The organism is Cellulosimicrobium protaetiae, assembly GCF_009708005.2.
GTDB lineage: Bacteria > Actinomycetota > Actinomycetes > Actinomycetales > Cellulomonadaceae > Cellulosimicrobium > Cellulosimicrobium protaetiae.
Genome location: NZ_CP052757.1, coordinates 2,778,826 through 2,802,154, shown reverse-complemented (window position 1 = coordinate 2,802,154; position 23,329 = coordinate 2,778,826). Strand labels below are relative to the sequence as shown.

General features: G+C 76.0%; 21 protein-coding genes. 16 read left to right on the top strand and 5 right to left on the bottom strand.

Features of this window, described 5'->3' with window-relative positions; translation table 11 throughout:
- Window positions 1-18: 18 nt before the first annotated feature.
- From FIC82_RS11850 to FIC82_RS11810, 9 genes are all read left to right on the top strand, one after another.
- Window positions 19-1,173 carry a type III polyketide synthase gene (locus FIC82_RS11850; protein WP_154798688.1) on the top strand — a complete coding sequence of 385 codons (1,155 nt, stop codon included), beginning with the start codon at window positions 19-21 and terminating at the stop codon, window positions 1,171-1,173.
- Entirely contained in the window at window positions 1,170-1,694 is a 525-nt protein-coding gene (locus FIC82_RS11845) for an isoprenylcysteine carboxyl methyltransferase family protein (protein WP_154798687.1), read from the top strand. The genes FIC82_RS11850 and FIC82_RS11845 overlap by 4 nt, the downstream gene beginning before the upstream one ends.
- Entirely contained in the window at window positions 1,589-2,827 is a 1,239-nt protein-coding gene (locus FIC82_RS11840) for an NAD(P)/FAD-dependent oxidoreductase (RefSeq protein ID WP_336240032.1), read from the top strand. The genes FIC82_RS11845 and FIC82_RS11840 overlap by 106 nt, the downstream gene beginning before the upstream one ends.
- Before the next feature lie 76 nt (window positions 2,828-2,903).
- Window positions 2,904-3,266 (top strand): ACT domain-containing protein, encoded by a 363-nt coding sequence (locus FIC82_RS11835; RefSeq protein ID WP_154798686.1) that lies wholly within the window; start codon window positions 2,904-2,906, stop codon window positions 3,264-3,266.
- 168 nt (window positions 3,267-3,434) lie between these two features.
- Window positions 3,435-5,111, top strand: a complete 1,677-nt coding sequence (locus FIC82_RS11830) for an NAD(P)/FAD-dependent oxidoreductase (RefSeq protein ID WP_168731786.1) — start codon at window positions 3,435-3,437, stop codon at window positions 5,109-5,111.
- A gap of 53 nt (window positions 5,112-5,164) precedes the next feature.
- On the top strand, window positions 5,165-6,691 hold the full coding sequence (locus FIC82_RS11825; protein ID WP_253691082.1) for an ATP-binding protein: 1,527 nt from the start codon (window positions 5,165-5,167) through the stop codon (window positions 6,689-6,691).
- Window positions 6,688-8,025 carry a low temperature requirement protein A gene (locus FIC82_RS11820; protein ID WP_154798685.1) on the top strand — a complete coding sequence of 446 codons (1,338 nt, stop codon included), beginning with the start codon at window positions 6,688-6,690 and terminating at the stop codon, window positions 8,023-8,025. Before FIC82_RS11825 ends, FIC82_RS11820 begins: the two co-directional genes overlap by 4 nt.
- Window positions 8,026-8,314: 289 nt before the next feature.
- Window positions 8,315-8,788, top strand: coding sequence for an HNH endonuclease (locus FIC82_RS11815; RefSeq protein ID WP_154798684.1), 474 nt, complete (start codon window positions 8,315-8,317; stop codon window positions 8,786-8,788).
- 188 nt (window positions 8,789-8,976) lie between these two features.
- Window positions 8,977-10,116: an endonuclease/exonuclease/phosphatase family protein gene (locus FIC82_RS11810; protein ID WP_154798683.1), complete on the top strand. Its 1,140-nt coding sequence runs from the start codon at window positions 8,977-8,979 to the stop codon at window positions 10,114-10,116.
- Here FIC82_RS11810 and FIC82_RS11805 read toward each other — a convergent pair.
- Complete coding sequence (locus FIC82_RS11805; RefSeq protein WP_154798682.1) at window positions 10,092-10,817, bottom strand: nucleoside/nucleotide kinase family protein; 726 nt, start codon at window positions 10,815-10,817, stop codon at window positions 10,092-10,094. The genes FIC82_RS11810 and FIC82_RS11805 overlap by 25 nt on opposite strands.
- Window positions 10,818-10,964: 147 nt before the next feature.
- Here FIC82_RS11805 and FIC82_RS11800 point away from each other — a divergent pair, with 147 nt between their 5' ends.
- Window positions 10,965-11,546: a dihydrofolate reductase family protein gene (locus tag FIC82_RS11800; RefSeq protein ID WP_154798681.1), complete on the top strand. Its 582-nt coding sequence runs from the start codon at window positions 10,965-10,967 to the stop codon at window positions 11,544-11,546.
- Between the two features lie 22 nt (window positions 11,547-11,568).
- Here the strand turns inward: FIC82_RS11800 and FIC82_RS11795 are convergent, their stop codons facing one another.
- Window positions 11,569-12,354 (bottom strand): helix-turn-helix domain-containing protein, encoded by a 786-nt coding sequence (locus tag FIC82_RS11795; RefSeq protein WP_168731785.1) that lies wholly within the window; start codon window positions 12,352-12,354, stop codon window positions 11,569-11,571.
- 156 nt (window positions 12,355-12,510) lie between these two features.
- Here FIC82_RS11795 and FIC82_RS11790 point away from each other — a divergent pair, with 156 nt between their 5' ends.
- The 3 genes from FIC82_RS11790 to FIC82_RS11780 all read left to right on the top strand — a co-directional run bounded on the left by FIC82_RS11790 (window position 12,511) and on the right by FIC82_RS11780 (window position 15,777).
- Complete coding sequence (locus FIC82_RS11790; protein WP_154798680.1) at window positions 12,511-13,551, top strand: ABC transporter substrate-binding protein; 1,041 nt, start codon at window positions 12,511-12,513, stop codon at window positions 13,549-13,551.
- Window positions 13,551-15,323: a siderophore-interacting protein gene (locus FIC82_RS11785; RefSeq protein WP_154798679.1), complete on the top strand. Its 1,773-nt coding sequence runs from the start codon at window positions 13,551-13,553 to the stop codon at window positions 15,321-15,323. The genes FIC82_RS11790 and FIC82_RS11785 overlap by 1 nt, the downstream gene beginning before the upstream one ends.
- An 88-nt stretch (window positions 15,324-15,411) precedes the next feature.
- A complete protein-coding gene (locus FIC82_RS11780) occupies window positions 15,412-15,777 on the top strand; it encodes a nuclear transport factor 2 family protein (RefSeq protein ID WP_154798678.1) in 366 nt (121 codons plus the stop codon).
- Window positions 15,778-15,790: 13 nt separating this feature from the next.
- Here the strand turns inward: FIC82_RS11780 and FIC82_RS11775 are convergent, their stop codons facing one another.
- From FIC82_RS11775 to FIC82_RS11765, 3 genes are all read right to left on the bottom strand, one after another.
- On the bottom strand, window positions 15,791-16,276 hold the full coding sequence (locus tag FIC82_RS11775; protein ID WP_154798677.1) for a hypothetical protein: 486 nt from the start codon (window positions 16,274-16,276) through the stop codon (window positions 15,791-15,793).
- A 182-nt stretch (window positions 16,277-16,458) separates the two neighbouring features.
- Window positions 16,459-18,114 carry a pectate lyase family protein gene (locus FIC82_RS11770; RefSeq protein ID WP_154798676.1) on the bottom strand — a complete coding sequence of 552 codons (1,656 nt, stop codon included), beginning with the start codon at window positions 18,112-18,114 and terminating at the stop codon, window positions 16,459-16,461.
- 173 nt (window positions 18,115-18,287) lie between these two features.
- Window positions 18,288-19,532: an MFS transporter gene (locus tag FIC82_RS11765; RefSeq protein ID WP_154798675.1), complete on the bottom strand. Its 1,245-nt coding sequence runs from the start codon at window positions 19,530-19,532 to the stop codon at window positions 18,288-18,290.
- 94 nt (window positions 19,533-19,626) lie between these two features.
- Here FIC82_RS11765 and FIC82_RS11760 point away from each other — a divergent pair, with 94 nt between their 5' ends.
- From FIC82_RS11760 to FIC82_RS11750, 3 genes are all read left to right on the top strand, one after another.
- Complete coding sequence (locus tag FIC82_RS11760) at window positions 19,627-20,520, top strand: LysR family transcriptional regulator (protein WP_154798674.1); 894 nt, start codon at window positions 19,627-19,629, stop codon at window positions 20,518-20,520.
- Between the two features lie 241 nt (window positions 20,521-20,761).
- A complete protein-coding gene (locus tag FIC82_RS11755; RefSeq protein WP_154798673.1) occupies window positions 20,762-22,375 on the top strand; it encodes an ABC-F family ATP-binding cassette domain-containing protein in 1,614 nt (537 codons plus the stop codon).
- Window positions 22,376-22,501: 126 nt separating this feature from the next.
- Window positions 22,502-23,284, top strand: a complete 783-nt coding sequence (locus FIC82_RS11750; RefSeq protein ID WP_168731784.1) for a hypothetical protein — start codon at window positions 22,502-22,504, stop codon at window positions 23,282-23,284.
- Window positions 23,285-23,329 lie beyond the last annotated feature (45 nt).

Genomic DNA, 23,329 nt, shown 5'->3' with positions numbered 1-23,329 from the left:
CGGTGGGACGATGCGGGCATGTCGCGCGTCGTCGCCCTCGGGACCGCTCTGCCCGACCATGCGTACCGCCAGGACGAGATCTCCCGGGTCACGAGCGAGCTGCTCACGGACGACCCGGTGCGCCGCGCGCTCACGCGCCGATTGCACGCGCACGCGGGCGTCGAGACGCGCCATCTCGTGCTTCCCCTCGACGCGTACGCGGGGCTGACGTTCGGGGCCGCCAACGACGCGTTCCTCGCGCTCGGGACGGACCTGGCCGAGCGCGCGTGCCGTGCGGCGCTCGACGACGCCGGGCTGCGCGCGGACGAGGTCGACCACGTCGTCCTGACCACCGTCACGGGCGTGGGCGCGCCCACGCTCGACGTGCTGGTCGCCGCCCGGCTGGGGCTGCGGCCCGACGTGCGGCGCACGCCCTCGTTCGGGTGGGGGTGCGCCGGGGGCGCGGCGGGCCTGGCGCGCGCGGACGACCTGCTGCGCGGGCGCCCCCGCGACGTCGCGCTCCTCGTGGCGGTCGAGCTGTGCTCCCTGACGCTGCAGCGCGGCGACCCGTCGACGGCGAACCTCGTCGCCTCCGGGCTGTTCGGCGACGGCGCCGCGGCCGCCGTCCTCGTGGGCGACGAGCACCCGTCCGCGCGCCGTACCGGGCCGCACCTCCCGGCGCCGGGGAGCGCCCCGCGCCCGGCCGGGGCGCGCGTCGTGGACTCGCGCTCCCACCTGCACCCGGGTACCACCGGCGACCTGGGGTGGCGGGTCACGGACACGGGGTTCGAGATCGTGCTGTCCGCGCGCCTGCCCGAGCTCATCGGCGCGCACCTGCTCGGCGACGTCAAGGCCCTGCTGGTCGAGCACGACCTCGAGCCCGCCGACGTCGGCGCGTGGGTCGTGCACGCGGGCGGCCCGCGCGTCCTGGACGCGGTGCGCGACACGCTCGGGCTCGAGGAGGAGAGCTTCGCGGCGAGCCGCGCGTCCCTGCGCGACGTCGGGAACCTGTCGTCCGCGTCCGTGCTGCACGTGCTCGCTGCGACGCTCGGGCGCGACCGTACGCCGCCCGGCACCCCCGCCGTGCTCATGGCGTTCGGGCCGGGAGTGAGCACCGAGCTCGTGCTCCTGCGCCTCGACGGGCGCGGCGCAGGCCCCGCGCACGGCGCGACACCCCCGGGAGCGGGCCGATGAGCCTCGCCTGGTACGTCGCGCTCGTCGGTGCCACGGCCCTCGAACGGCTCGCGGAGCTCGTCGTGTCCGCGCGCAACGCCCGCTGGTCCTTCGCGCGCGGCGGCGTCGAGTCGGGCCGGGGGCACTTCCCCGCGATGGTCGCCCTGCACACCGGGCTCCTGCTCGCGTGCGTCGCCGAGGCGTGGCTCGCGGACCGGCCGTTCCTGCCGTGGCTCGGCTGGCCCATGCTCGCGCTCGTGCTCGCGAGCCAGGGCCTGCGCTGGTGGTGCATCGCGACGCTCGGGCCGCGGTGGAACACGCGCGTCATCGTCGTGCCCGGCCTCCCCCTCGTGGCGCGCGGCCCGTACCGGTGGCTGCGGCACCCCAACTACGTCGCGGTGGTCGTCGAGGGGTTCGCCCTCCCGCTGGTGCACTCGTGCTGGGTCACGGCGCTCGCGTTCACGGTGCTCAACGCCGTGCTCCTGGCCCGTTTCCGCATCCCGGCCGAGGAGCGCGCGCTCGCCCTCGCCACCGCGCCGTGAGCGTCCCGGCGCGCACCGAGGTCCTCGTCGTGGGCGGCGGGCCGGTCGGCCTGGCGGCGGCGCTGCAGGCCCGGCGGGCCGGGCGGGAGGTCGTCGTGGTCGACCGGCGCGACGGCGTCATCGACAAGGCGTGCGGGGAGGGGCTGCTGCCCGGCGCGCTCGCCGCGGTGCTCGACCTCGGCGTCGACCCCCCCGGGCACCCGCTCGCGGGCATCAGCTACCGCGACGCGACGCGTCACGCCGACCACCCCTTCGCCGCCGGGCCCGGGCGGGGCGTGCGGCGCACCGCCCTGCACGCCGCGCTGCGCGACCGCGCGCTCGCCGAGGGCGTCCAGATCGAGCAGGCGACCCTGCGGGGGCTGAGCCAGGACGCGCGCGGCGTCGACGTCGCGCTCGACACCTCGCACGGCGCCGCGCACCACGACGACCAGGACGCGGGCGGCCCGCGCACGCTCGTGCGCGCGTCCTGGGTGCTCGGGTGCGACGGGCTGCACTCCACGGTCCGGCGCCTGACCGGGCTCGACGTCCCCGCACGCGGCCGGGCGCGGTTCGGGCTGCGCACCCACTACCGCACGGCGCCGTGGAGCGACCTCGTCGAGGTGCACTGGACCTCGCACGCCGAGGCGTACGTGACGCCCGTCGCGCCCGACGTCGTCGGCGTCGCCGTGCTCGCCCGGCGCGGCGACACCGGCCGCCGCCCGGGTGGCGACCCTCCCGCGGCACGGACGGACGACGACGGCGCCCCCGCGGGGCTCGCCGCGTTCGCCGAGCTCGCCGACCGGCTGCGGGACGCCCCCGTGCTGGGGCGCGTGCGCGGCGCCGGGCCGCTGCGCCAGCGCGCCAGACGGCGCGCGGCCGGGCGGGTGCGGCTCGTCGGCGACGCGTCCGGGTACGTCGACGCGCTCACGGGCGAGGGCGTGCGCGTCGGGCTCGCCCAGGCCGACGCCGTCGTGCGCCACCTCGACGACGCCGCCACGTACGAGCGGGCGTGGTCGCGCGCCACGCGCGACTACCGCGTCCTGACCACGGGCCTGCTCGCCTGGGCGGGCAGCCCGGCCCGCGGGGCGATCGTGCCCGCGGCGAGCGCCGCGCCGTGGCTGTTCGGGGCGGTCGTCGAGCGCCTCGCGCGCTGACGTCCCGGCCGGGACCCGACCACGGCTCGGACGGGCGGCGACGCCGGTGTGGGCGACGGCGGCTACGGTGCCGCCCATGACCTCGCTCGACCTGCACGTCGTCCCCGACCGCTTCCTCCTCGCCCACGTCCCCGGCGCGACGTTCCCGGAGGACGACGAGTGGGTCGCGCTCGTGCGCGCCCCCGAGGGCCTGACGGTCGTGCGGCACGCGTCACCCTTCGACGACGCCGAGCGGTGGGCGGGGTTCTACGGCTCGGCGCACGACCTGGCCGCGACGGGGGTCCTCGCGTCCGTCGTCGGCCCGCTCGCGAGCGCCGGGGTGCCCGTCTTCGTCGCGTCCACGTTCCACGCGGACCTCGTCCTCGTGCCCGAGGCCCGCCTCACGGACGCGACCGACGCGCTGCGGCGCGCCGGTCACGCGGTGGCCACGCCCCGCTGACGCTCCACCGGACCGGCCCACGAGCGCTCGCACCCCGGCGGTCCTCCGAGAGCGCGGCCCGCGAGAACGGCGCGCAGGCTCCCGTGCACGCGATCCGTGGACGTGGATGGGGCGCGGGGGGAGGATGACACGTGGCCCGCACCGCGCGGGCACGCCCGAGGAGGCCGCGTGGAACCGACCGTCGCGACGACCCGCCCCGCCATCGTCACGGTGGACGACGACCCCGGGGTATCGCGCGCGGTCGCGCGCGACCTGCGCCGCCGCTACGGCGACCGGTACCGCATCGTGCGCGCCGAGTCGGGGGCCGAGACGCTCGACGCGCTGCGCGAGCTCGCCCTGCGGGGCGAGGACGTCGCCGTCGTGCTCGCCGACCACCGCATGCCCGGCATGACCGGGGTCGAGCTCCTCGAGCAGGCGATGGACCTCTTCCCCGCCGCGCGGCGCGTCCTGCTGACCGCCTACGCGGACACCGAGGCCGCCATCGAGGCTATCAACGTCGTCGACCTCGACTACTACCTGCTCAAGCCGTGGGACCCGCCCGAGGAGAAGCTGTACCCGGTCGTGGACGCCCAGCTCGAGGCGTGGTCCGCCACGGACCGGCGCCGCCCGGCCGAGACGGTCGTCGTCGGGCACCGGTGGTCGGCGCGCTCGTCGCAGGTGCGCGAGTTCCTCGCGCGCAACCGCGTGCCCTACCGCTGGTACCCGTCGGAGTCCGCCGAGGGCGCGCGGCTGCTCACCGCCGCCCAGACCGACGGCGAGACCCTCCCCCTCGTGGTCACCCCCGAGGGCGAGGCGCTCGTCGCGCCCGACGACGCCACGCTCGCCGAGCGCGTCGGGCTCGCCACCCGGCCCACGGCCGACTTCTACGACCTCGTCGTCGTGGGAGGCGGCCCCGCCGGGCTCAGCGCCGCGCTCTACGGCGCGTCCGAAGGGCTGCGGACGGTGCTCGTCGAGCGCACGGCCACGGGCGGGCAGGCCGGGCAGAGCTCGCGCATCGACAACTACCTCGGCTTCCCCGACGGGATCTCGGGCGCGCAGCTCGCCGAGCGCGCGCGACGCCAGGCCGTGCGGTTCGGCGCGGAGATCGTCACGACCCGCGACGCGGTCGAGCTCGACGTGGAAGGTCCCGCGCGCAGCGTGCGCTTCCCGGACGGCACGTCGATCGACGCGCACACCGTCATCCTCGCGTCGGGCGTGTCGTACCGGCTGCTCGACGGCCCGGGGCTCGGCGACCTCGTCGGGCGCGGTGTGTTCTACGGGTCGGCGCTCACGGAGGCCACCGCGTGCCATGACCAGGAGGTGTACGTCGTCGGCGGCGCCAACTCGGCCGGCCAGGCGGCCCTGTACCTCGCGCGCGAGGCCAAGCGGGTCACGCTCGTGGTCCGGGGCGACGCCCTCGCCCGGTCCATGTCGTCCTACCTCGTCGAGCAGGTCGAGGCGCACCCGCGCGTGCGCGTCCTGACCCGCACCGAGGTCGTCTCGGCCTCGGGCGACGACCACCTGGAGCACCTCGAGCTGCACGACGTCGACACCGGCACGACCACGCGCGTCGAGTGCGGCTGGGCGTTCGTCTTCATCGGCGCCGCGCCCCGCACCGACTGGCTCGACGGCGTCGTCGCGCGCGACCCGCGCGGGTACGTGCTCGCCGGCCCCGACCTGCTGCGCGACGGCGCCCTGCCCGCCGGGTGGTCGCTCGACCGCCCGCCCTACCACCTCGAGACGTCCGTCCCCGGCGTGTTCGCCGCCGGGGACGTGCGCTCGGAGTCCGCCAAGCGCGTCGCGTCCGCCGTGGGCGAGGGCGCCATGGCCGTCATGCTCGTGCACCGCTACCTCGAACAGCTCTGACACCCACGACCCCGCGCGAGGACCCGGACCCCGCAGAACCCGGAGGCGACACCGTGACCAGCACCGAGGAACCGACCACGACCCCGCCCGCCGAGGGCGCCTCCACGACCACCGCTGCCGCCCGCGGGTGGCTGCCCTGCGACGTCGACGAGCTGCGCGCCACGTTCCTGTTCGAGCACCTCACCGACGACCAGCTCGCGTGGCTGTGCGCGACGGGGCACGTCGAGCGGCACGACGCGGGCTGGCTGTTCCACGAGGGCACGCCCGCCGAGGCGTTCTACGTCATGCTCGACGGCGGCGTCGCCCTCTACCGGCGCGTCGGCGAGGACGAGGTCGAGGTCTCGCGCACCCGCCAGGTCGGCGTGTACCTCGGCGCATGGAACGCCTACCTCGGCGACCGGCTCCCGCAGACGTACCTGCACTCGGCGCGCGCCCTGGAGCCCTCCCGCTTCTTCGTGCTCGAGGCGCACGACTTCGCCAAGCTCATGACCGAGTGGTTCCCCATGGCGGTGCACCTGCTCGAGGGCGTGTTCTGGGGCACGCGTGACGCGCAGCAGCTCGTCGGTCAGCGCGAGCGGCTGCTCGCCCTCGGCTCGCTGTCGGCGGGCCTGACGCACGAGCTCAACAACCCGGCCGCCGCCGCGGTGCGCGCGACCGGGACCCTGCGCGAGCGCGTCGCCGCGATGCGGCACAAGCTCGCGCTCATCGCCGACGGGCCCTACGACCGGGCCACCCTGGCCGAGCTCGTCCGGCTCCAGGAGGAGGCGCTCGAGCGCTACGCGGACACCCGGACGGCCGACGCCGTCGGCGCGCTGGAGACCTCCGACCTGGAGGACCGCCTCACCGACTGGCTCGACGACCACGGCCTCCGTGAGGGCTGGCGCGTCTCCCCCGCGCTCGTCCAGGCCGGGATCGACGAGCCCTGGCTCGACCGCGTCGCCGAGCGCGTCGACGCCGGCGCGCTCACGGGCGCGGTGAGCTGGCTCGCGTACACGATCGAGACCGAGCAGCTCATGGCCGAGATCGAGGACGCCACCGTGCGCATCTCCTCCCTCGTCGGCGCGGCGCGGCAGTACTCCCAGCTCGACCGCGCGCCGTTCCGCCCCGTCGACCTGCACGAGCTGCTCGACTCCACGCTGACGATGCTCGACCACTCGCTCGCGGGAGTCGACGTCGTGCGCCGCTACGCCCCCGACCTGCCGCCCGTGCCCGTCTACGCGGCCGAGCTCAACCAGGTGTGGACCAACCTCGTCGAGAACGCCGCGCAGGCCATGGGCGGGACCGGCACGCTCACGGTCACGACCCGCCGCGTCGACGACCGTGCCGAGGTCGAGATCGCCGACACGGGCCCCGGCATCCCCGACGACGTCCGCCCCCGCATCTTCGAGCCGTTCTTCACGACCAAGCCGGTCGGGCAGGGCACCGGTCTCGGCCTCGACATCTCGTGGCGGATCGTGGTCAACAAGCACCACGGCGACCTCACGGTGACGTCCGTGCCCGGCGACACGCGGTTCTTCGTGCACCTGCCGCTCGAGGCCGCGCCGACCCCGCCGCAGCCCGCACCGACCCCGGAGCCGTGACGAACCCCGCCCCCGCCGCGGGGACGTCCCCCGTCGGCGAGGAGCGCCACGCGTCGTGGCTCGAGCTCTTCTTCGACCTCGTCGTCGTCGCGGGCATCGGCATGCTCGCCCACCTGCTCCAGGAGGACCACGACCGCGGCGGGCTCGCCCTCTACGTCGTCGCGTACACGGCGTTCTGGCTCGTGTGGGCGTGCTTCACCACGTACGGCAACGTCGCGGGCGAGGGCGCCCGGGCGCTGCCGATCCTCGCCGGGATGGCGGCGCTCGCGGTGATGATCGCCGCGGTGCCCGGCATCCACGACGAGCACGCGCAGGCGTTCGCGGTCGCGTACGTCGTGGGCCGGCTCGTCGCCGCGCGCCCGTGGCGCCGCACGACCGTCGTCGTCGACCTGCCCGTGGTGCAGGCCCTGACCGGCGTCGTGCCGTGGGTCGTGTCGTGGTGGTTCGACGGGCAGACCCGGTACACGCTGTGGGCCGTCGGCCTCGCGATCGACCTGCTGCTGCTCCTCACCCTCTCGGGCGAGCGCCTCGTGCAGCGGGCCCAGGAGCGCCTCGACGAGGTCCGCGAGCGCCGGGGCCGCGGGCGCGGCGGACGCCGCGACCACCCGGGCGGCGGCACCCGGGGGCGCGACGGCCGCGTACCCGCGCGTCGTACGGACGAGAGGCGCGGGCGTGGCGGACGCCGGGGCGCGGCAGACGTGGCGGGGGCCGAGGACGTCGCGGTGCCGACGACGGTCGACGCGGCCGTGAGCGACGTCCCCCACCTCGGGGAGCGGCTGGGGCTTTTCGTCATCATCGTGCTCGGCGAGGGACTCATCCAGGCGATCGACGCCGCGAGCGGCGCGGAGTGGGACCGGACGCTCCTCGTGGCGGGTGCCGGCGCCTTCACGCTGCTCGTCGGCCTGTGGGCGCTCACGGTGCGGTCGGGCTACGCGGGCGTGTCGCTGCTGCGCCCTGCGGGGGTGCCGCCCCGGTCGGCGTGGTTCCTGCACCTGGTGACGACCGGTGCCCTGGCCACGCTCGCGGGCACGCTGGGGGGCGTCCTCGACGAGCCCGCGCGTGCCCTCGAACGCGGCGAGCTCGTGCTGCTCGTCGGGGCGTTCGCCGTGCACGGCCTCGTGTCCGCGGGAGTGCACGGGGCGCTGCCCGACGCGCGCACCGCCGTCGTGCTCGCCGTCCCGGTCGTCGTCGCCGGGGTGGTCGCGTGGCTCGCGGGCGGGACGATCTCGGCCGCAGGCCTGGTCTGGGTGCTGTCGGGCGCACTGCTCGTGCAGCTCGCCCTCGCGGGTCGACCCCGCGCGCCACGCGCCCCGGCGGGCGCGGCCGACGTCTGACACCGGCGACCTGCCCGCGCAAAATCGTGGACGTCAGGCGATCGCGGGCATAGCCTCGTGGCGTCCGGTCGAACCCGCCCGGACGCTCGACCATGACGACCGGTGAAGGGGAGGTGGACCCGCGTGCTGCACCTGTGGTCCACCGACCCGTCCCGAAGGGCGCTCCTCAGGTAGACGACGTTCGTCGTCCACCTGCAGAGCCGTCCTGGGGCACCGTCCTGGGGCGGCTCTCGTCGTCCCACCCCGCTGCGCGGCCATGACGGCCGCCGACACGACAGGAGGCGCGACGATGAGCGAGGTGGTCATCTACAACCTCGGCGGCAGCCAGGAGCTCGGCCGCGTGTCGTTGCGCCACGCCATCCGGATGCTGCACCGGCGGGTCGCCGAGGTGCTCGAGGCCGTCGAGGGCGAGACCTTCGGCCCGTACCAGCGGCCGCGCTCGGTCGCGCTCGTGCGGTACGTGCACGCGCGGTGGGTGTACGAGCGCCAGGGTCGCGTGCCGTACTCGCGCGCGGCGCTGCTGCGCCGCGACCGGTACCGCTGCGCATACTGCGGCGGGACGGCGACGACCATGGACCACGTGGTCCCGCGCTGCCAGGGCGGGACGACGACGTGGCTCAACGCGGTCGCGGCCTGCGAGCCGTGCAACGCCGCCAAGGGCGGCCGGACGCCCGAGCAGGCGGGGCTGCGGATGCTCAGACGCCCGTTCGAGCCCGCGTTCCGCGACATCTACCCGTCGGCGCCCGCCCCGCGCAGACGCTGACGGGTCCCCGACCGGTCCCCCGGTCGGTCCCGGGCCGCCCGGCCGGTGGCGGTGACACCGGCCGGGCTTCCCCTCCCGGCGTCCCACGCCTCGACGTCCGGGACCGGGCGCCGTGCCCCTCCCTCCCTGTAGAGCCGGTCCGCGTCTCGCACCCACCTCGGGTCCCGGACCGCGCGAGGGAGACCACGATGGCGAGGTTCCGGATCGGGACGTTCAACGTCGAGAACCTGTTCGAGCGCCCGCGCGCGATGGCGGGCCCGCTCACGGGCGGCAACGCGGTCCTGGCCGCGCACGCCCGGGTCAACGCGCTCATCGCCGAGGAGCAGTACGGCCCGGACGTGCGGGCGGAGATCCTGGAGCACCTGGAGACGCTCGGCCTGCTGCGCTCGGACGCCGCCGCGTTCGCGGTGCTGCGTCAGGTGCGCGGGCGGCTCGTGCGCCGCACGGGCTCGCAGGCGGCGGGCACGGCGCGCACCGAGGTCGTCGCGACCGGGCGGGGCGACTGGGTCGGGTGGGTGGACCTGGTCAAGGACCGGGTCGACGAGCTCGCCATGACGCACACCGCTCGCGTCGTGGCCGACGTCGACGCGGACGTCCTGGCCGTCGTCGAGGCGGAGAGCCGGGTCGCGCTCAAGCACTTCACGGACGCGGGCGTCGTCACGCGCGCCGGGCGCCCCGTCTACCCGCACGTCATGGTCATCGACGGCAACGACGACCGCGGGATCGACGTCGGGCTGCTCACGACGCGCCCGTACCGGATCGGGACCGTGCGCTCGCACGTCGACGACCGCGACTCGCGCGGGCGCCTCGTGTTCGGGCGCGACTGCCCGGAGTACGTCGTCGAGCTGCCCGGCGGTGGCACGCTCACCGTGCTGGTCAACCACTTCAAGTCCAAGGGCTACGGCACGCAGGCCGAGTCCGACGCGACCCGGCGCCGCCAGGCGACCCGCACCGCCGCGATCTACGCCGCGCTGCGGGCCCGCGGGGAGGAGAACGTCGTGGTCGTGGGCGACCTCAACGACACCCCGGCGTCCACCCCGCTGCGGCCCCTGCTGGAGCGGACCGACCTGCGCGACGTGAGCGAGCACCCGGCGTTCCGGGGCGACGGCCGGCCGGGCACGTACGGCAACGGGACCGCCAGCCAGAAGATCGACTACGTGCTGCTGTCCCCCGCACTGTTCGACCGCACCGTCGGCGGGTCCGTGTTCCGCATGGGCGTGTGGGGCGGCAAGAACGGGACCCTGTTCCCCCACTACGACACGATGACGTCGGCGACGCACGCCGCGTCCGACCACGCCGCGCTCTACGCCGACGTCGACCTCGCCTGAGGTTGGGCGTCGAACGGGATCGCGCCGGACACGACGAGGTCGGCGCGCGGCCGCGTCGACTCGACGAGGAGCGCGTTGCGCCCGTCGACCTCGCTCGCCCAGGCGGTCGCGGCCTCGACCGTGCGGCCGTGGCGCGTGTGCCGGTCGACGAGGCGGCGCTCGCGCTCGGCGCCGCCGGTGCTGCAGAACCACGCCTCGTCGAGCAGGCCGCGCACCCGCCCCCAGGGGTCCTCCGCGACGAGGAGGTAGTTCCCCTCGACCACGACGACGCGGTGCGCCGGGTCGACGGCGATCTCCCCCGCCACGGGCTCGTCGACCTCGCGGTGGAACGACGGCGCGTACACGGTGCGGTCGCGCTCCTCGCGCACGCGGCGCAGCAGCGCGACGAAGCCCGCGCCGTCGAACGTGTCGAGCGCGCCCTTGCGGTCGTGGCGGCCGAGCCGGTCGAGCGTCGCGTTCGCGAGGTGGAAGCCGTCCATCGGCAGGTGCATCGCGTCGGTGCCAAGCGCTGCGACGAGCCGCGTCGCGAGCGTCGTCTTGCCCGCGCCGGGGCTGCCCGTGATCCCGACGACCACCCGCCCGCCCCGTGACCGCTCCACGAGCGCGCGCACGCGCGCCACGAGCGCACCCGCGTCCGTCACCGCGGTCGACGGGTCGGCGGCGACGGGTGGACGGGGCGGGGCGCCCTTCTCGACGGTCATGGACCCAGTCTGGCGTGTGCGCGGTGATCGCCCTCGGAGGTGCCCGTGGACGTGCCCGACCGGTGCCGGTGCCGCCAGGACCGATGAGTCGTCGGCCCGGCGCGGGTCTCACCCCTCGACCCAGGACCCACGAACGCAGGAGGACCCATGGCCACGGTGGTCGCAGGCGCGGCGGTGTCGCTCGACGGCTTCGTCCAGGACGCCCACGGGAGCATCGAGGCGCTCTACGCGGACTTCGAGGAGCTGGGGCGCAGCGCGTACCTGCGGGCGCTCCAGGAGCGGACCGGCGCCGTCCTCATGGGCCGGCGCACGTACGACATGGCCCCGGACCCCGACGGCTACGCGGACGGCTACGAGTTCCAGGTGCCGATCTTCGTCGTCACGCACACGCCGCCACCGGTCGCCCCGAAGCGCAACGATCGACTCTGGGTCACGTTCGTCACCGATGGCGTCGCCTCGGCCGTCCGGCAGGCGTGCGCGGCCGCGGGCGACCTCGACGTGACGTTCATCGGGGGTGCCGACCTGTTCCACCAGCTCTGGGCCGCGGGGCTCGTCGACGAGCTCGCGGTGGAGGTCATGCCGGTCCTGCTCGGCGACGGCGTGCGCCTGTTCGACGGCGACGCGCCGGCGGCGCTGGAGAAGGTGAGCGTCGAGGAGGTCGGCGTGCGCACCGCCCTGCGCTACCGGGTCGTCCGACCGTCCACGAACCCGCAGGGCACGCAGGAGTAGGAAGGGCGCGGCCCAGGTCGGTTCAGGCGCTCGCTGCCACCAGCCGCCCGCCCGCGTCCTCGACGCGCGGGGCGGCGAGCGCCGTGACCGGGTCGCGCGCCAGGTCCGCGACGGAGATCCCGGTCTCTCGGCTCAGGGCTCGCAGCAGCCCGGCGCGCGAGGCGTAGCCCGCGGCACGGGCCGCGGCGTCGAGGTGCGACCCGCCCCGCAGGCGGGCGACGGCCAGGTTGAGGTGGGCACGAGTGCGCCACCGGCCGAAGGCGAGCCCGGTCTCCTCGACGAAGAGGCGCTGGACGTGCCGCGCGCTGGCGCGCCGCCGGTCGGCGAGCTCGTCGAGGGTCGCGGCACCGCGGCGCGCGTCCTCGGCCACGGCCCGGGCGACGGGGTGCACGGGCAGGGTCAGGGCGAAGTAGTCGCCCGCGAGGCCCCGCAGGACGTCCTCGAGCGCGGCGCGGAACGGCACGACCTGCTCGGGCGTCGCCGGGGAGGCGCACATCACGGCCGTGAGCACCGACGTGATCGCCGGCACGACGCCGAGCCGGTGGACGCGCGAGGGCGGCTCGACGCCGGGCGAGAGGACGGGCCCGAGCGCCATCGACTCTCCGGGCAGGCGCATCGAGTGCGGCACGTGCGGGGCGAGCCACAGGTTCTCGTGCGCCCGCAGGGTGAGGGCCGCGCCGTCGACGACGAGCTTCGCGGTCCCGGCCACGACGTGGACGAGGTGCGGCTCGTCGTGCTCGTGCGTGTCGTGGCCGAGGAACCGGATGGAGTTCCCGGGGACGACGGCGCCCAGCGCGGTGGGGGTCACGGTGCTCCTCTCCCTCAGTCCCGGTGTGTCGCGTCCGGGAGACGTCGTGTCCTGTTCGGGCACGTCCGGTGCGACGGGTGTGGTTAGCCTAACCTCGCGAGGTGCGCCCCGGTACGCCGTGCGGCCCCCGCTTCCTGCTGCCGAGTGTGAGGTTCCATGCTGTCGTCACGTCGCCCCGCCCGCCGTCCGCTCGCCGCGCTGGCCGCGCTCGCCGCCACCGCGTCGCTCGTGCTGGCGGGCTGCTCCGCCGGCACGACGTCCGGCGCGGGCTCCGAGCCCTCCGCCGACCCCGGTGCGACCGCCACCGAGACCGCCGCCGAGCGGGTCGTGGCGACCGACCAGGGTGACGTCACCGTCCCGACCGACCCGCAGCGCGTCGTCGTGCTCAACCACGCCCTCGCCGGGTACCTGTACGCGCTCGACGTCCCCGTGCTCGCGGTCGTGCCCGAGGTGACGGACGACCCCGACCCGAAGTTCTCCGAGTTCTGGGCGGAGGAGGCCGAGGCCGACGGCACCGAGCTCATCGAGTGGAGCGCGGACGGCTACAACCTCGAGGCGATCCTCGCCCTGGAGCCGGACCTCATCGTGGGCGGCGGGTGGGGCTTCCCGCTCAAGCAGGCCACCGACGTCTACGACGGCCTGAGCCAGATCGCCCCGACCGTCCTCGTGAGCGGCACGTACACGACGTGGCAGGAGCAGTTCGCGTTCCTCGCGCAGGACGTGCTCGACGACACCGCGACGTACGACGAGCTCGTGGCCGGGTACGACGACCGGGTCGCCGAGGTCGCCGACGCCATCACCGTCCCGGAGGGCGAGACGGCGTTCCTCGCGCTGACGTCGGAGGGCAAGACGTTCGCGCTCATCGAGGGGACGGCACTGCCGAACACGTTCACGGAGCTCGGCTTCGCGATCCAGCCGGTCCAGGAGCAGACCGGCGCCGAGCCGTACACGCCGGGCGGCGACATGTTCGAGGTGTCGGCCGAGCAGGTGACGTCGGTGGTCACGGCGCCGAACGTCTTCGTCATCGGGTTCAACGGCGCGGAGGTCGACTTCGACGCGCTCGCCGCCGACCCGGTGTACGCGGGGCTGCCGTCGTTCGCGGCCGGCGCGGCGCACGAGCTGCCCACGTGGACGATCCGCGGCGACTTCCACGAGGCCATGGCCCTGCTCGACGTCGTCGAGGAGCAGTTCTCCTGATGGCCCAGCACCGCCTGCGCACGCACCCTCTGGTCCTGCGGCGCGCCGAGGTCGCGCGCGTCGTCGACGTCACCCCCCGCATGCGCCGCGTGACGCTCGTCGGACCCGAGCTCGAGGCGTTCGAGCGCGACGGGCTCCCGATGCCCGCGTTCGACGCACCGTGGTTCGACGACCACGTGAAGATCGTGCTCGCGTCCGACGGCGACGTCGCGTCCGCGCTGCCCGTGCAGCGCGCGCACGGCATCGACTGGCCGCCCGCGCCGAACCGGCAGGGTCGCGACTACACGCCGCGCCGCTGGGACGCGGCGGCGGGCGAGCTCGACCTCGACCTCGTGCTGCACGGCGACGGTCCGGCCGCGGCGTGGGCCCAGGCGGCGCGCCCGGGCAGCGAGCTGTGGTTCGTCGGCCCCAAGGCGTCGACGGTCTGGCCGGACGACGTCGACTGGGCGCTGCTCGCCGGCGACGAGACGGCGCTGCCCGCGATCGGCCGCTTCCTCGACGAGCGGCCGGTCGACGTGCCCGTGCAGGTCGTCGTCACGGTCGGCGCGGAGTCCGCCCGGCAGGACATCGCCCTGCGCGAGGGCGACACCTTGCGGTGGGTCGTCGCGCCGGAGGGCGACCGCGCCGCGCTCGACGAAGCCGTGCGCGCCCTGGAGTGGTGGCCCGGCCAGGTCTACGCGTGGGCGGCAAGCGAGAGCCGTGCGCTCCTGCCCGTGCGGCGCTACCTCACGCGCGAGCGCGCCGTGCCGCGCACGCACGTCGACGTCACGGGCTACTGGCACGCCGAGCCCGCCGCCACGTCGGCGCCCGCCGAAGGACCCGCCGAGGCGGAGCCGCAGCCCGCGGGCGTGCCGTCGCCCGTGCCGTGGTTCGCGACCCGCGCCGCGCTCCGGCTCGGCCTGCTCGACGAGCTCGGCGCGGGGCCGCGCGACGTCGCGACCCTCGCCGAGGTCGCGCGCGTCGCGCCGGGCGCGGTGCGCGCCCTGGTGGGCGTGCTCGCGGCGTCGGGCGTCGTCACGTTCGACGGCGACAAGGTCGCCCTGGACGACGCGGGCGAGGAACTCCTCGACGACGAGCACGAGCGCGAGGAGTACGAGGGCCTGGAGGCGGACGCCGTCCTGGCGCTCGCCGCGCTCGCCCCCGCGCTGCGCGAGGGCGTCCCCGCCTGGTCGCACGCGCGCGGACGGACGCTGCGCGCCGAGGTCGAGGCGGACGCCGCTCGCGCCGCAGACGTCGTCGAGGGTGCCGGGGTGCTCCCGTACGTGCTCACGGGCCTCGGCACCTGGCCGGTCTGGGCGGAAGCGCGGTCCGTCGCGCTCGGCGGTCCCGGCGCGCTCGTCCTGGCCGACCTGCTCGCCGAGGTCCCGGGCGAGCGCACGACCACGCTCGTCGAGGACGCGGTGCCGCTCGGACTCCTCCGCGAGCAGGCGGGCCCCGGCACCGCGCACGCCGCGTCCGAGGCGTGGCCCGCGGCCGACGTCGCGGTGTGCGCGCTCGGGGCGGGTCACCGCACCGACGACGAGGTCGTCGACCTCCTCGTCGCGATGCGCGCCGCCGCCCCGCGCGCCGTCCTCGTCGAGGACTTCACGCCCGACGGGCTCAGCCCGCACGCGCACGAGCACGCCCTGCTCTCGCTCGCCACCACCGGCGCCGCGCCGCGCACGCCCGACGACGTCGCACGCCTCGCCGAGCGCGCCGGCTGGGGCGTCGTGCACCACGAGGCGCTCGGCTGGGGCGTCGAACGCGTCGAGCTCGCAGCCCGGGACGCCTGACGTCGTCCGTGGCACGCGCCGCGCTTCCGCACTCCCCCGGGGCCGGTCCCGAGACCGGCCCCGGGGCCCCGGTCCGTAGACTCGGGCGATGAGTCTTCTCGCTGCTGAGCATGCGCTCCACGCCGCCCAGCGTGCCGGTGACGTCGACGCGCTGGACGCGTTGCTGCACCCACGGTGCGTCGGCGCCGGCCCGGACGGGTCGGTCTTCTCCAAGGAGGACGACCTGGAGGGCTACCGCTCCGGTCGGCTGCGGGTCACCCGCCTCGAGGAGGAGTCGCTCGACGTCCAGGAGGACGCCGCGAGCGGGGTGACCCGGCTGGTCGCCGCCGTGGAGGCGATCCAGGACGGCACCGCGGTGTCGGCGCGGTTGGTCTACACGCGCCTCTGGGTGCGCGCGGACGAGGGCTGGCGCGTCCTGGCCGCCACGCTCGCACCCGCTGCCGAGCCCGCCTGACCCGGTCCCAGCGTCATCCGCCGGTGAACACGGCGATGGTCAGCGGTGCGCCGACGGCGTCGCACGCGTCACCGAGGTCGGCTTCGGCGTCGTCCCACTCCGGGGAGTGCACGCCGGTCGGCTCCGCCGACGCCCCGGACGCGACCGGCGCGGCTTCCTGGAGCTCGCCGATCGCCGTCTGCACGGCGCTGTCCCCGCCGGACGGCAGACGATCGAGCACGCGGGTCGCCAGCCGGTACCAGCCGTCGTGCTCCTGCGCCTCCATGCGGCCGTCGGCGAGACCGATGTCGGCGTTCTCCAGGATCGTCAGCACGTCGCCGTAGGCGGCGCAGGCCGCGGCGTCCTCCGCAGCGCTGTCTCCCGCGGCGTCGCCCACCTCCGCGGCGGCCGGAGCCTGCGGCGCGGCGCCGGCCTCACCGTCGCCGTCGCCGTCACAGCCGCCCAGGACCACGGCGCCCAGCACCGCCGTCGTCACCACTGCCCACCGCTTCGCTCGCACCCGCGCATACTCCCGACGTCGATTCTTGAGGGACGACTGACGGCGAGAGTCTGCCGGGACAACGCCCGGGCGTCGAGGGACACGCCGAGCGCACCCGGCACCCGGTCGGCACGACGCCCCCAGCGCGCCGTGCCGACCGGTCCCCTCGTCATCCGCGCGTGGTCGGGTCACGACCGCGCGCCTCAGCCGACCGCGCGGAACGGCCCCCACGAGCCGGTGCCCGGCTCCTGCCCGCGCGACCACCACTGCGCGACCCACACCGCGCCGTCGTGCACGACCGCGTCACCGGCGCGGAACACGCGCGTCGGGGTCCAGACCGGCACACCGCGACCGTCGGTGGCGAGCTCCTCCCACGGCCCCCACGCCGCGCCCGGGGTCGTTCCCCGCGCGTACCACTGGGCGCGGAACACCGCGCCGTCGTGCACGACGACGTCGCCCGCGCCGTACGTCGCGTGCGGGTCGTAGGCCGGGGCGTCGACCGGGCCGAGACGACCCGCGCCCGCCGACGACCGCACGATCGCGGGCACGGCCCACGTCGGGTCGACGCTCCCGTGCAGGGTCGGCGTCCAGCGCGCCTCGTCGGCGAGCCGGTCGGCCTCCGCCACCGAGGCGTTGTAGGCCGCGAGGAGGTCGACGGGCACGCCGTTCACCGTCGAGCCCGTCTCGAACAGCCGCTCGCCCTTGTACCGGCCGATGATCCGCGCCGGGTCGACGCCCGGGGCGAGCTCGAACGCGTTGTTCTCGGCGTAGATGCTCGAGTCGACGCCCGCGCCCCAGTAGTACTGGAAGATGCCCTCGCGCGTCTGCTCGTAGAGCTCGTTGTAGACGTGCACGTCGCCGAAGCGCACGCGCGGGGCGCGCTGCCCGACGTCGGTCCACCGGTTGTGGTGGTACGTCACCTTGTGCTTGCCCGCGTCCTGGGTCCGGCTGTCCGACGAGCCGAGGATCGCCGTCTTGTCGTGGTCGGAGAAGTGGTTGTAGGAGACGGTCACGTGGTCCGAGCCGTGCGTGATGTCGAGCAGCCCGTCGTGGATCTCGTACGGGCGGCCGAACACCGTCGGGAGCGACGAGGGCGGGTGCTCGCCGTCGTCGAACGTGCTGTGGTCCACCCAGACGTTCTCCGAGGTCCACACCGACACGTTGTCGTACGCCGAGTTCCAGTTGCCGGCGTCGCCGTCGCCCGGGTCCCACGCGGGGAAGCAGTCGCGCGCGTCGGAGAACGTGACGTTGCGGACGATGACGTTGCGCGCGTCGCGGATCCGCAGGCTCGCGCCCACGAGCTGCGCGTCCGCGCCCAGGCCGACGATCGTCACGTTCGACCCGACGTGCTGGAGCGTGAGCGTCGCCTGCTCCGCGGCGGCGGCCACCCGCGCGTCCTCGAGCGGACCGGCCGGGTCCACCCACCCGTACGTCGCCGGGTCGTAGGCCGCGACGTAGTCGTCCATCGAGAACGGGTCGTCGCTCCCCGCGACCGGGACGGTCGCCGCGATGGCCTCGCAGGTCGTCCCGGCGAACGCGTCGATGCGTCCGTCGACGTACACGATGCGCGGCGTCGTGTCGGTCCGCGCCCCGGCCCCGCCCAGCGCGGCACGCAGCTCGTCCCAGGTGTCGACGACGTACACGTGCTCGGCGCTCGCCGCACTGCCGCCCGTGGTGCCGCCGTTGGCGGCGCCCCAGCCGTCGCTCGCGCCGAGCACCTGCCGCCCGAGGTCCGCCGCGCCGGGGCCGCCCGGGACCGTGCCGTCCCCTCCCGCGGTGTTCGGCGCTGCGCTGCTCGTCAGCGCGGTCCCCGTCACCGCCATCACGACCGCGGTCACCGCGGCCAGCGGGACCCTCACCCACCGTCCTGCCATCACCCAACTCCTTCGTCGGTGCGAGAAACCGGTTCCCCACCGGCGTCGCCGAGTCTGGCACACCGAGGACGGAAAGCGCTAGCCAGCAGCCGGGCCCGGGTTCCTCGTCAGCGGGCGCCTCGCCTGAAGGGCAGACCCGGGTTCGTCGGCTCACCGTGTCACGACCGGCGAGCCAGGCCCGGGGCCGCGAGGGCGACGAGGACGGCGGTCGCCGCCGCGAAGACGACGACCATGAGACGCAAGGGTTCGACGGTCAACGAGAGGCCCAGGAGGAGCACCGGGACGGCGAGCCCGAGGTAGGCGACGAGGAAGATCCCCGCGAGCACCTCGCCGCGCCGGTGCGGTCCGGCGAGCGACCCCGCCGTCGCGAGCGCGCCGCGGAAGAGGATGCCGACGCCCGCCCCCGCGACGACCGCGCTGGCGACGAAGCCGGGCAGCGACGCGAACCCGACCGACGCGGCGAGGACGACGAGCCCGGTCAGGGTGAGCCCGACCGCGAGCGCCACCTGCCGCGCCGGGGCGAGCCGCCCGGAGGCGAGCTGGGCGGGGGCGGCGGACGCGAACACCGCGGCGGACACGAGACCCGCGACGAGTCGCGAGTCCTCGTGCATGACCGTCGCGAGCACGCTCGGCGTGAGCGACGTGAAGAGCCCGAACACGGCGAAGCCGGCGAACGCGGCCGCCGCCGCGGCGACGAACGTGCCGCGCCCCGACCGCGGCACCGCGACGCGCTGCGGGCGGTACGCGTACGGGCCGACCGACGGCGCGACCGTCTCGGGTACGAGCGCGGCGGCGAGGACCGCGGCGGCGAGCAGGACGGCGAACGCGACGTACGGCGTCGTGAGCGGAGCGGGTGCGGCCTGGGCCAGGAGTCCGCCGACGAGCGGGCCGAGCGCGAGGCCGCCGATGTTCGCCAGGCCGGCGACCGCGCTCGCGTCGCGCGGCCCGTCCGGGCGCGCGACCGCGCGCAGCTCGGCGAGGTGCGCCGTCGCCGTCGCGGTGACGGCGCCGATCCCCGCTCCGGAGACGAGCCGCGCGACCACGAGCCCGCCCAGCCCGTCGAGCGCGAGGAAGAGCAGCGCTGCGACGAGCTCGGCCGCGAGGCCGAGGAGCAGCACGCGCCGACGCCCGAACCGGTCGCTGAGGTGGCCGACGAGGTAGAGGCTCGCCGCCACGCCGACCGCGTAGGCGGCGAAGACGACGGTCACGGCGACCGTGGGGAGCCCGTCGCGCACCTGGTAGAGGGGGTAGAGCGGGGTCGGGACGGTCGAGAACGCCATCGCCGTGGCGAACGCGAGCGCCACGACGAGGAACCCGGAGCCGTGGGAGACGAGCGGACGCCGTCGGGCTGCCCGCGGGGCGGTTCCGGCGAGGCCCGGGGTGCGCGTCGAGGTGGTGGTCATGCGCACCACCGTGCGCCCGGTCGGCTGATCGTGTCCAACGACTTGTGTCGATACCTCTGATCGCCTTCACCGATTTCTTGGGTAGCCTCGCCCCATGGAGACGCGCCAGCTCGAGTACTTCGTCGCCGTGGCCGAGGAGCTGAGCTTCACGCGCGCGGCGGCCCGCGTGTTCGCCGTGCAGTCGAGCGTGTCCGCGGGGGTGCGGGCGCTCGAGACCGAGCTGGGCGCCCGGCTGTTCGAACGCACCAAGCGCGCCGTCGCGCTCACCTCGCAGGGCGAGGCGCTGCTCCCCCGGGCCCGCGCGGTCCTCGACGCCGTCGACGAGGCGCGCGCCGCCGTCGCGCCCGGCCCGCACCTCGTGCGCGGCACCGTCCGCCTCGGGGTCTTCACCAACCTCGGCTACCTCGGCCTGCCACGCGTGCTCGCGGCGTTCCGCGAGCGCCACCCGGGCGTCGAGCTGCGCTTGACGCCCAGCCCTGCCGGCTCGACCGGTCTCGGGGAAGACGTGCGTCGGGGGGTCGTCGACGTCGCCTTCACGGGGCTGGACCCGCAGGACCATCCGGGCCTGCGGTACACGCGCCTGACGTCCGCGACGTTCGTCGCGGTCCTGCCCGCCGGGCACGCGCGCGCGGGGGCGGCGTCGGTCGCGCCCGGCGACCTGGCCGACGAGCGCGTCGTGACGACGCCGCGCGGGTTCGGCAACCGCGTGGTCGCCGAGCGCGCGTTCGCGCACGCGGGCGTCGCGCCGCGCGCCGACACGGAGGTCGCGGACGTCGGGGACCTGCCCGCGTTCGTGGCCGCAGGGTTCGGGGTCGCCGTCGTGCCGGCCGACATGTACGAGCCCGCCGACGGCGCGGTCGCGGTCCCGCTCGACGCGCCCGAGGCGTGGTCCCTCGGGCTCGTGACCCGGCCGCACCCGAGCGCGGCGGCCGCGGCCCTGGTGGCCGGGCTCGTGCACGCGCTCGGGAGCTCGTCGGCGCCTCGCTGACGGGAGGCGCTGATAGCATCGGTAGGTGCTCATCGAGGTCGACAGACTCTAGCCGCCGAGCCGTCGGCGGCCCGTCCCAGCGCACCCTCCCGCCCCGGCTCCTTGACGGAGTCCCCGTGGGCGAGCCCTCCCGGCACCTGCCGTGGCCTCGTCGTGCCTGGATCCGCCGCACCGCTCCCGCGCCGCCCTGTCCGTCCCCGGCACGACCCGCCCGCCCCACCGCGGGCTCGAGGAGCACCTCATGTCCACCCCGCACCGCTCCGCGGTGACCCTGACCGACCTCACCTTCGAGTGGCCCGACGGCACCGTCGCGCTCTCGCACCTCACCGGCACGTTCGGCGCCGGACGCACGGGCCTCGTCGGCGACAACGGCGCCGGCAAGTCCACCCTGCTGCGCCTCGTCGCCGGCCTGCTCACCCCGACGTCCGGGCGCGTCACGACCACCGGCGACGTCGCCTACCTGCCCCAGACCCTGACCCTCGGCCGGGACGCGAGCGTCGCGCGCCTCCTCGGCATCGACGGCACGCTCGAAGCGCTGCGCGCCATCGAGTCCGGGGACGTGGACGAGCGCCACTTCGACGCCGTCGGCGACGACTGGGACGTCGAGGCGCGCGCCGCGCAGGCGCTCGCCGAGATCGGGCTCGACGGCGTCGGCCTCGACCGGCGCGTGGGCGAGCTGTCCGGCGGGGAGGCGATGCTCGTCGCGATCAGCGGGCTGCGCGTGCGGCGCAGCGCCATCACGCTGCTCGACGAGCCGACCAACAACCTCGACCGCGGTACCCGGGCGCGGCTCGCGGCGCTCGTCGACGGCTGGCCCGGGACGCTCGTCGTCGTGAGCCACGACCTCGACCTGCTCGAGCACATGGACGAGACCGCGGAGCTGCACGCCGGGCGCCTCACGACGTTCGGCGGCCCGTACAGCGCGTGGCGCGACCAGCTCGACGCGGACCAGGCCGCCGCGGCGCAGGCCGCGCGGACCGCCGAGCAGACGCTCCGCGCCGAGAAGCGCCAGCGCGTCGAGGCCGAGACCAAGCTCGCGCGCCGCGAGCGGACGGCGCGCACCGCCCAGGCGAACCGCACCGGGTCGCGCATCTCCATGGGGCTGCGCGCGTCCGCCGCGCAGGTGTCCGCCGGCTCGATGCGCCAGGGCCTGGACGCGAAGGTCCAGGCCGCGCAGGACGCGCTCGACGCCGCGGCGGCCCGCGTGCGGGACGACGAGCACGTGCACCTCGTGCTCCCCGACCCGGACGTGCCGCGCGGTCGTCGCCTCGCCGAGCTGCACGGGACGAACGGAACCGTCGTCGTGCAGGGGCCGGAGCGCGTCGCGCTCGTCGGCGCGAACGGGTCCGGCAAGACGACGCTCCTGGAGAACCTGCTCGCCGGACGCGCTCCGGAGCCCGGGCGGGCTGGCGGCGTGCTGCTCACCGACCGCGTCGGGTACCTGCCCCAGCGCCTCGACGGGCTCGACGACGCCCGGAGCGCGCTCGAGAACGTGCGCGACGGGGCGCCGGACGCCGCCCCGGGCACGATCCGCAACCAGCTCGCGCGCCTCCTGCTGCGCGGGTCGAGCGTGGATCGCCCGGTGTCCACCCTGTCGGGCGGCGAGCGGTTCCGCGTCTCGCTCGCGCGGCTCCTGCTCGCCGAGCCGCCCGCCCAGCTCCTCGTGCTCGACGAGCCGACGAACAACCTCGACGTGCGCAGCGTCGACCGGCTCGTGGAGGCCCTGTCGGGGTACGCGGGCGCCCTGCTCGTCGTCAGTCACGACGACGGCTTCCTCGCCCGGCTCGGGGTCGACGTCGCGCTCCGGCTCGACGCGGACGGCGCCCTCCACCGCGTGGCGGTCCCCGGTCGTTGACCCGGTCCGGGGGCGTCCGCTCGCGGGGGCGCCCCCGGACCGGCGACGATGGGCCGAGGGCATGGTTCCCGCGCCCGGGGTGGGCACGGACCGCACCGTGGCCGTGACGCGCCGGGAGGTGCACCCGTGGACTGGTACACCACGCACGTCGTCGACACCGGGCGCGCGCCGGCCCTGTTCGCGCTCGTCGGGTTCGTCGTCACCTTCGTCGTCGTGCGGTCGATCACGCGCCGCATCCGCGCGCGCCGTGAGGCCGCACGGACGTCCACCCCCGACCCCGACCGTCGGCCCCGCCGCGCCCTCCTCGGCGACGTGTCCCTCGGCGGCGTGCACGTGCACCACCAGGTCTGGGGCATCCTGCTCGTGCTGCTCACCGGCATGCTCCAGTTCCGGTACTCCCCCGGGCACCCGTGGTCGGAGGTGCTCGCGCTCCTGTTCGGCGCGGGGGCCGCGCTCGCGCTCGACGAGTTCGCGCTGTGGCTGTACGTCGACGACGTCTACTGGTCCGAGGAGGGGCAGCGCTCGATCGACGCGATCCTCGTGGGCGGCGCGCTCGGGGGCGCGCTGCTCCTGTCCGCGTCGCCGATCGGAATCACGTCCGAGGACGCGCAGGGCGGCTGGCTCGCGTACACCGTGACGGTCGTCGTCCATCTCGCGCTGGCGTTCCTCTGCGTGCTCAAGGGCAAGCTCGCGACCGGCCTCGTCGGGATCGTCGTCCCGGTCGTCGCGTTCGTCGGCGCGGTGCGCCTCGCCAAGCCCTCGTCGCCCTGGGCCCGACGTCGGTACGCGCGCCGACCGCACCGGCTGGCCCGGGCGCAGGAACGGTTCGGGGCGCGGTACCAGGCCCGGTGGGAACGGGTGCGCACCCTCGTGGGCGGTCGGGCCGACGACCGGCCCCCGACGGCGTAGCGCCCGCTCAGGCCAGGTCGGGCGCGTCCCGCACGACCGCGGCCA

Bases quoted from the DNA above. Each gene is read 5' to 3' on its own strand.
- FIC82_RS11760 (WP_154798674.1), top strand. From the start codon at position 19,627: ATGGAGACGCGCCAGCTCGAGTACTTCGTCGCCGTGGCCGAGGAGCTG.
- FIC82_RS11800 (WP_154798681.1), top strand. From the start codon at position 10,965: ATGGCCACGGTGGTCGCAGGCGCGGCGGTGTCGCTCGACGGCTTCGTC.
- FIC82_RS11765 (WP_154798675.1), bottom strand. From the start codon at position 19,532: ATGACCACCACCTCGACGCGCACCCCGGGCCTCGCCGGAACCGCCCCG.
- FIC82_RS11785 (WP_154798679.1), top strand. From the start codon at position 13,551: ATGGCCCAGCACCGCCTGCGCACGCACCCTCTGGTCCTGCGGCGCGCC.
- FIC82_RS11815 (WP_154798684.1), top strand. From the start codon at position 8,315: ATGAGCGAGGTGGTCATCTACAACCTCGGCGGCAGCCAGGAGCTCGGC.
- FIC82_RS11845 (WP_154798687.1), top strand. From the start codon at position 1,170: ATGAGCCTCGCCTGGTACGTCGCGCTCGTCGGTGCCACGGCCCTCGAA.
- FIC82_RS11790 (WP_154798680.1), top strand. From the start codon at position 12,511: ATGCTGTCGTCACGTCGCCCCGCCCGCCGTCCGCTCGCCGCGCTGGCC.
- FIC82_RS11850 (WP_154798688.1), top strand. From the start codon at position 19: ATGTCGCGCGTCGTCGCCCTCGGGACCGCTCTGCCCGACCATGCGTAC.
- FIC82_RS11805 (WP_154798682.1), bottom strand. From the start codon at position 10,817: ATGACCGTCGAGAAGGGCGCCCCGCCCCGTCCACCCGTCGCCGCCGAC.
- FIC82_RS11755 (WP_154798673.1), top strand. From the start codon at position 20,762: ATGTCCACCCCGCACCGCTCCGCGGTGACCCTGACCGACCTCACCTTC.
- FIC82_RS11810 (WP_154798683.1), top strand. From the start codon at position 8,977: ATGGCGAGGTTCCGGATCGGGACGTTCAACGTCGAGAACCTGTTCGAG.
- FIC82_RS11780 (WP_154798678.1), top strand. From the start codon at position 15,412: ATGAGTCTTCTCGCTGCTGAGCATGCGCTCCACGCCGCCCAGCGTGCC.
- FIC82_RS11835 (WP_154798686.1), top strand. From the start codon at position 2,904: ATGACCTCGCTCGACCTGCACGTCGTCCCCGACCGCTTCCTCCTCGCC.